The following is a 6,670-nucleotide window of genomic DNA, read 5'->3' as shown; positions in this document are numbered from 1 at the left end:
TCCTTGCCCTGCTCGCGCAGGCCGTAGCGGACGCCGTCATAGCGGGCGAGGTTGGASGARGCCTCGGCCGGGGCGACGATGTAATAGGCCGGCAGGGCGTATTTCGTGTGCGGCAGCGAGATCTCGACGATCTCGGCACCGGCCGCCTTGAGCCATTCGATGCCCTTCTGCCAGAGCGCGTCGATCTCAGGGTTCAGCCCCTCCAGCCGGTATTCCCGGGGAATGCCGATCTTCATGCCCTTCACCGAACGGCCGACGGCGTATTCGTAATCCGGCACCGGGGTATCGACGCAGGTGGTGTCCTTCGGGTCATGCCCGGCCATGGAGCGCAGCATCACGGCGCAGTCGCGCACGCTCTTGCCGATCGGCCCGGCCTGGTCGAGCGAGGAGGCGAAGGCGACGATGCCCCAGCGCGAGCAGCGGCCATAGGTCGGCTTGATGCCGACCGTGCCGGTGAAGGCGGCCGGCTGACGGATCGAGCCGCCGGTGTCGGTCGCGGTGGCGGCGAGGCAAAGATCGGCAGCGACGGCGGTCGCCGAGCCACCCGAGGAGCCGCCCGGCACGAGATGGTTGCCTTCGACCGCCCCGCCCTGCCCGGCTCCGACATTGGAACCGCTGCGCCGCCAGGGGTTGACGACGTTGCCGAAAGCCGAGGTCTCGTTGGACGAGCCCATGGCGAATTCGTCGTTGTTCAGCTTGCCGAGCATCACCGCGCCGTCGCGCCAGAGCTGGCTAGAGACGGTCGATTCATAGGGCGGCACGAAATTGCCGAGGATCTTCGAGCAGGCGGTGGTGCGCACGCCCTGTGTCGCGAAGAGGTCCTTGATGCCGAGCGGCAGCCCCTCGAGCGGCCCGGCCTCGCCTTTGGCGATGCGCTCGTCTGAGGCGGCGGCTTGCTTCAGGGCCTGCTCGGGCGTTTCGAGCACGTAAGCGTTGAGGGCGCGGCCCTTCTCGACGGCGGCGATATGCGCCTTGGTCAGCTCGGTCGCGGTGAAGGTCTTGGCCTTCAGGCCGTCACGGGCCTCGGTCAGGGTCAGGCGGGTGAGATCGGTCACGGGAAAATTCCGGAGTTATCTGGTCAAAAGACCCCCGATCGCGCTGCGCGCGTCCGGGGTGATCGAACAAGCGCGTTTCGCGCCTATTCGATCACCTTGGGCACCATGAAGTAATCGTCCTCGGAAACCGGAGCGTTGGCGACGATCTCGTCGGCGATCTCGCCGTCATCGACCACGTCCTCGCGCTGCTTCATCGCCATCGGCGTCACCGAGGTCATCGGCTCGACGCCCTCGATATTCACCTCGTTCAGCTGTTCGACGAAGCCAAGGATGGCGTTGAGCTCGCCTTGCAGCTTGGGCAGATCGGCCTCCGGAACGGCGATGCGCGCGAGRTGCGCGACGCGCTTGACGGTGGCGAGATCGACCGACATGGCGGACTCCTGAATGGGGCGCGGCTTATGCGCCTGAAAACGGTTCGCCGGGGCTATAGCGCGGCGAACACCCCGACGTAAATCAACATTGACGATCCGGGAGCCCGGCTCAGATCGCGAAGGCTTCGCCCTTCTTCGGCACCACGACCTCGATGCCGCTGCCCTGCATCCCGGCGACGAAAGCATCGGCGTTCGAGTCGATGATCGGAAACGAGCCGTAATGGCAGGGAATCGCCACCTTCGGCTTGACGAAGCGGGTCATGGCGAGCGCCGCGACCTTGCCGCCCATGGTGAAGCGGTCGCCGACCGGGCAGATGCAGGCCTCGACGCCATGGATCTCGCTGAGGAGCGCCATGTCCGAGAAGATGTCGGTGTCGCCCATATGCCAGAGGGTCTTTTCGCCCTTCGCCTTGATGATGGCCCCGTTGGGGCTGCCGACCGGGACGGCGACGCCGGCCTCGCCCATTCCCGCCGAATGGTCGGCGCGGACCAGCGTGACGCTGAACGGGCCGAGATCGACGGTGCCGCCGGTGTTCATCGGCTGGAATTTCTTCAGCCCCTTCGCGGCGAGATGCATGGCGAGGTCGTAATTGGTGATGACCGTCGCGCCGGTCTTCTCGGCGATGTCGAGCGTGTCGCCGACATGGTCGCCATGGCCGTGGGTGACGACGATATGGGTCACGCCGCTGGAGATGGCCGCGATATCGCCCTCGAAGCCCGGATTACCGGTGAAGAACGGGTCGATCAGGATGACGGCGCCGTCGATCTCGGCGCGGAAGGCGGAATGGCCGTACCAGGTGAGCTTCATGCGGGGTCTCCAGGCTTTTCAGTTGCCGGCCCCTATCTAGGCCGATCCGACCGCCCGACCAAGTCGACAATGCGCGCGCAGCCATGCAGGCTGTCGGCATGACCAGCCAACGGAATCGCTCCATGACCGACGCAGCCACGCTCGCCCGCCGGATCGCCCAGGGGCATGGCGACGAGCCGGCCGATCTCGTCATCAAGGGGGCGCGCCTCCTCGATCTTGTCAGCGGCGATCTCGTCGAGAGCGACATCGCCCTCTGCGGCGACACCATCGTCGGGACCTATGGCCAATACGAAGGCAAGCGCGTCTTCGACGCCGCCGGCCTCATCGCCGTGCCCGGCTTCATCGACACGCATCTGCATATCGAATCTTCGCTGGTGACGCCCTTCGAGTTCGAGCGCTGCGTGCTGCCGCACGGCGTCACCACTGCGATCTGCGATCCTCACGAGATCGCCAATGTGTTGGGCGGCGAGGGCATCCGCTATTTCCTCGCTTGCTCTGAGGCGATGCGGATGGATCTGCGCGTCAACCTGTCGAGCTGCGTGCCGGCGACGCATCTGGAGACGGCCGGCGCGCAGCTCGAGGCCGCCGACCTGACCCCGATGATGGACCATCCCAAGGTCATCGGCCTCGCCGAATTCATGAACTTTCCGGGCGTGATCCACCGCGATCCCGGCTGCCTCGCCAAGCTCGAGGCCTTCTCGGACCGCCATATCGACGGCCATGCGCCGCTGGTGCGGGGCATGGACCTCAACGCCTATCTCGCCGCCGGCATCCGCACCGACCACGAGACGACCACCGCCGACGAAGCGCGCGAAAAACTCAGCAAAGGCATGGCGATCCTGATCCGCGAGGGCTCGGTCTCGAAGGACCTGCATGCGCTGATCCCGCTGATCTCGCGCGATGCCTCGCCCTTCCTTGCCTTCTGCACGGATGACCGCAACCCGCTCGATATCGGCGAGGAAGGCCATCTCGACTACATGATCCGCACCGCCATCGCGAACGGCGCGGATATGCTGGCGACCTACCGCATCGCCTCGCTCTCGGCGGCGCGGAATTTCGGCCTGTTCGACCGCGGCTTCATCGGGCCGGGCAAGCGCGCCGACATCGTGCTGGTCGAGGATCTCGCCACCTGTTCGGTGCGCCATGTCTTCACCGGGGGGCGGTTGGTCGAAGCCGGGCTGTTCGAGGGCCGGACTGAGGTTCCGGCGGTCGGACATGGCAGCGTGAAGAGCCGCAGACTCACGCCGGCCGATTTCCGAGCACAGGCCCGCGAGGGCGAGACACCGGTGATCGGCGTCGTGCCCGGCCGGATCATCACAGAGCGGCTGGCGATGTCCCTGCCCGCGCGCGATGGCGAGGCCCTGCCCGATCTCGCGCAGGATGCGGTCAAGGTCACGGTGATCGAGCGCCATGGCAGGAGCGGCGGCATCGCCACGGGCTTCGTCCATGGCTTCGGCATGAAGCGCGGTGCCATCGCCTCCTCGGTCGGCCATGACAGCCACAATCTCTGCGTGGTCGGCGTCGATGACGTCGCGATGGCGGCTGCGGCCAACCGGCTGATCGAGACCGGCGGCGGCTTCGCGGTGGCCGATGGCGACAAGATCGTGGCGGAGCTGGCGCTGCCGGTCGCCGGGCTGATGAGCGAAGCGCCTTTCGAAGCGGTGCGGCACGATCTTGAAACGCTGCGCGCGGCGGCGAAGGCGCTCGGCGTCGTGCTGGCGGAACCCTTCCTGCAGGTCGCCTTCCTGACCCTGCCGGTGATCCCGCATCTCAAGATCACCGACAAGGGACTGGTCGATGTCGACCGGTTCGCGCTCGTCTGAGGGACATCTCGCGCGATCTCGGCGCATTCGAGCGGGTCGATTCTTCAATAAGCGGAATCGTTTCCGATCACGGCTTCATCCAACGATTCACCTGCTGGCCCTCTGGCGAGGCTGATCACCGAGCGGTGCTGAGCTGGAAACGCAGATGCGGGTCGGGGCTATAGAGCGGCGCGGTGAAGGCTTCGACCAGCCGCCCGCCGTTCTTCTCGATGATGCGCCGCGAGGCGTGGTTGGACTCGTCGCAGGTGATGACGACCTCCGGCAAGCCGGCCTGATGCGCCACCTGCAGCATGGCGCCGAGCGCGGCGGTGGCGTAGCCGTGACCGGCGAAGGCCGGAAGGATGGCGTAGCCGATATGTCCGAGCACATGCTCGGGCAGGGCCAGCATCGGGCGGCCTTCTGCATCCGCCTGCCAGCGCAGATTGATCGAGCCGACGAAGGGACGCCCGGGTCTGTCCTGCGCGAAGATCCAGCGCGTCGGCCCCGGCAGGCGCTCGACCTCGCGGCCATCCGGCAGGCGGATAAGGCCCGGTCCACCGCGGAGTTCGGCGAGGAAGGCGTCGGGATCGGCAGCGATGGCGGCGAGCTGTTCTGGCGCGACGTCGCGTGTCGTATTCGGCGACCAGCCGCCGCGCAGCGCCGCCTCATAGGGCGCGAGCAGGGCTCTGTCGGGAACTTGCAACGAGATCAGAGCCGGCACGCGCAGTGTATCCTTCCATGGCGGCGATCCCGCCTTCGTGCATCGAGGATAGAGCGCTCGGTCGCCATGCGCGACGGCTCCGGCACGATCTGGTGCGACGGTGGCCATTCCTGGGATGCAAGGCGCGCTCTTCGCGCAGCAATCGCTCGTAAGCGCGGGCCCCGCGTGCTACCGCGCTGGGATGACCAGTGCCATCGTTCCGCTCGAAAGCCTTCTCGATCTGCCGGATCACGCGCGGCTGCTCGGGCTCGACCTCGGCACCAAGACGATCGGGCTCGCGCTGTCGGATGTCGAGCGCAGCATCGCGACGCCGCTCGAAACCATCCAGCGCGTCAAGTTCGGGCTCGACGCTGCCGCGCTGCTCAAGATCGCGGGCAAATATCAGGTTGCCGGGCTGGTGATCGGCCTGCCGCTCAACATGGAYGGCAGCGAGGGRCCGCGSGYGCAGKCGACCCGCGCCTTCGTGCGCAATCTCGCGCCGCTGACCGAATTGCCGATCGTGTTCTGGGACGAGCGGATGTCGACGCTTGCGGTCACGCGCACCCTGCTCGACGCCGACGCCTCGCGGGCCAAGCGCGCGGCCGTGGTCGACAAGATGGCGGCCGCCTACATCCTCCAGGGCGCGCTCGACCGGCTCGCGCGACTGGCCGACGACGCATTCGGGCCGGAAACGGCGTGAGCCCGGCGCCACGCCGGGCCCCCGATCGGATCGAAGCCTGTCCGCCGTCCCGACATGGCGAAGACCGGAACGGAAGGATTTTCCGTCCCGGCCCGGGTCGTGATTGATGTCGGAGTGCCGGCGAGGCTGTCAGAAGCCGCGCTTGATGGCCCGCTTCTGCGCTTCGCGCTGGTTTCGGATCGCGCGCTTCTGCTGCTCGATCGACATGCCGTAGTAGGGATTGCCGCGCCGGCCGTAAGCGCGTCCACCGCCATAGGCCGGCCCGCCACGATACCCCGGGCCGCCGCGATAGCTGGGCGCGCCGTTGTCGATCGGACCGCCGGCGGCCGGTGGCCGCTGGTAATTGTAGTTATAGTTGCCGCCCCGGGAATACGGGTTGGCCTGATAGCTCCCGCCACGGCCGTAGTCATTGCCGTAGGGCATGTCCTGCGCGAGTGAGGCGGCCGGCGCCAGCCCGAGGGCGAGCACCCCAACCATCAGCGCTCGTTTGACCGACACGTAGCGTTTCAACCCAATCATCCGACATTCCCCCAATTCAGGCCCACCGCGAGCCGGAGCGGCTCACGGTGGCGTTTCTCCGTCCGGCCGAAACGGCGACCGAATCTCGATCTTGTTATCTTATCGGAGCAAGGAGCGAGTTCCGCCCTTCGCTCCGATCATCATCCGCGATCAGCGATGATCGCGGAAGTCGTAGGGCGCGTAGTAGCCGTAGGGCGCGTAGTAGCGCGGCGCCACATAGACCGGCGGCGGCGGCGCGTAGACCGGCGCGGCATAATAGCCGCCATCGTAATACGGGTCATAGGACCGGGCGCTCGCCGCGGCAGCCGCCGCTCCGAGGATGCCCAGGCCGACGCCGGCCGCAATGGCCGAGCCCCTCGAAGGCCCACGCCAGCCGCCGCGATAGTAACCGCGATAGCGATACTGGCTGTATTCGGCCTGCGCCTTGTCGAGCCTGGCCGGATCGAAGGAACGGCGCTCCTGCGCCATCGCCGGCACCGCAACGCTACCCACCGCGACGCTGGCCGCGGTCAGAGCGACAATCCATTTCTTCCTCAAAGACATCATGACGATATCTCCTTTCCCGGGACAGCGCCCGAACCTTGCGGATATCTTGCGCCGCCACTCTTGAATGAGACCTGAACCAATCACGGCGGCAATGCGGCGGAGACAAAGGCGACCGAATGGCAACGCGCTTGCTCCCGATCCGCCTGCCATGGGAGGGACAGGCCGGTCT

The 6,670-nt window shown here is 66.8% G+C and carries 8 protein-coding genes; 2 read left to right on the top strand and 6 right to left on the bottom strand.

The window, feature by feature from the left end; all coding sequences use genetic code 11:
- The 3 genes from AB4Y99_RS23925 to AB4Y99_RS23915 all read right to left on the bottom strand — a co-directional run.
- Positions 1–1,055, bottom strand: a 1,055-nt coding sequence (locus tag AB4Y99_RS23925) for an amidase (RefSeq protein ID WP_441525074.1), incomplete at its 3' end; no start/stop codon positions are given.
- 83 nt (positions 1,056–1,138) lie between these two features.
- Entirely contained in the window at positions 1,139–1,426 is a 288-nt protein-coding gene (gene gatC, locus AB4Y99_RS23920) for an Asp-tRNA(Asn)/Glu-tRNA(Gln) amidotransferase subunit GatC (protein ID WP_441525073.1), read from the bottom strand.
- Between the two features lie 109 nt (positions 1,427–1,535).
- A complete protein-coding gene (locus AB4Y99_RS23915; RefSeq protein WP_191123494.1) occupies positions 1,536–2,234 on the bottom strand; it encodes a metal-dependent hydrolase in 699 nt (232 codons plus the stop codon).
- A 122-nt stretch (positions 2,235–2,356) separates the two neighbouring features.
- Here AB4Y99_RS23915 and ade point away from each other — a divergent pair, with 122 nt between their 5' ends.
- A complete protein-coding gene (gene ade, locus AB4Y99_RS23910; RefSeq protein WP_441525072.1) occupies positions 2,357–4,057 on the top strand; it encodes an adenine deaminase in 1,701 nt (566 codons plus the stop codon).
- Between the two features lie 115 nt (positions 4,058–4,172).
- Here the strand turns inward: ade and AB4Y99_RS23905 are convergent, their stop codons facing one another.
- Entirely contained in the window at positions 4,173–4,757 is a 585-nt protein-coding gene (locus AB4Y99_RS23905; protein WP_051988490.1) for a GNAT family N-acetyltransferase, read from the bottom strand.
- Between the two features lie 181 nt (positions 4,758–4,938).
- Here AB4Y99_RS23905 and ruvX point away from each other — a divergent pair, with 181 nt between their 5' ends.
- Complete coding sequence (ruvX, locus tag AB4Y99_RS23900) at positions 4,939–5,436, top strand: Holliday junction resolvase RuvX (protein ID WP_441525071.1); 498 nt, start codon at positions 4,939–4,941, stop codon at positions 5,434–5,436.
- Between the two features lie 129 nt (positions 5,437–5,565).
- Here the strand turns inward: ruvX and AB4Y99_RS23895 are convergent, their stop codons facing one another.
- Positions 5,566–5,946: a hypothetical protein gene (locus AB4Y99_RS23895; RefSeq protein WP_210323498.1), complete on the bottom strand. Its 381-nt coding sequence runs from the start codon at positions 5,944–5,946 to the stop codon at positions 5,566–5,568.
- Between the two features lie 159 nt (positions 5,947–6,105).
- The gene (locus tag AB4Y99_RS23890; protein ID WP_133565593.1) at positions 6,106–6,501 is read right to left on the bottom strand and encodes a hypothetical protein; all 396 of its coding nucleotides are present in this window, start codon (positions 6,499–6,501) and stop codon (positions 6,106–6,108) included.
- Positions 6,502–6,670: the final 169 nt, after the last annotated feature.

The organism is Allobosea sp. TAB14 (genome assembly GCF_052113865.1).
In the GTDB taxonomy this organism is placed as follows: Bacteria; Pseudomonadota; Alphaproteobacteria; order Rhizobiales; family Beijerinckiaceae; genus Allobosea; species Allobosea spartocytisi.
Note: the sequence above shows the minus strand (reverse complement) of the source record. Positions and strands in the feature narration are given on the sequence as shown.

Bases quoted from the DNA above. Each gene is read 5' to 3' on its own strand.
- AB4Y99_RS23915 (WP_191123494.1), bottom strand. From the start codon at position 2,234: ATGAAGCTCACCTGGTACGGCCATTCCGCCTTCCGCGCCGAGATCGAC.
- ade (WP_441525072.1), top strand. From the start codon at position 2,357: ATGACCGACGCAGCCACGCTCGCCCGCCGGATCGCCCAGGGGCATGGC.
- AB4Y99_RS23890 (WP_133565593.1), bottom strand. From the start codon at position 6,501: ATGATGTCTTTGAGGAAGAAATGGATTGTCGCTCTGACCGCGGCCAGC.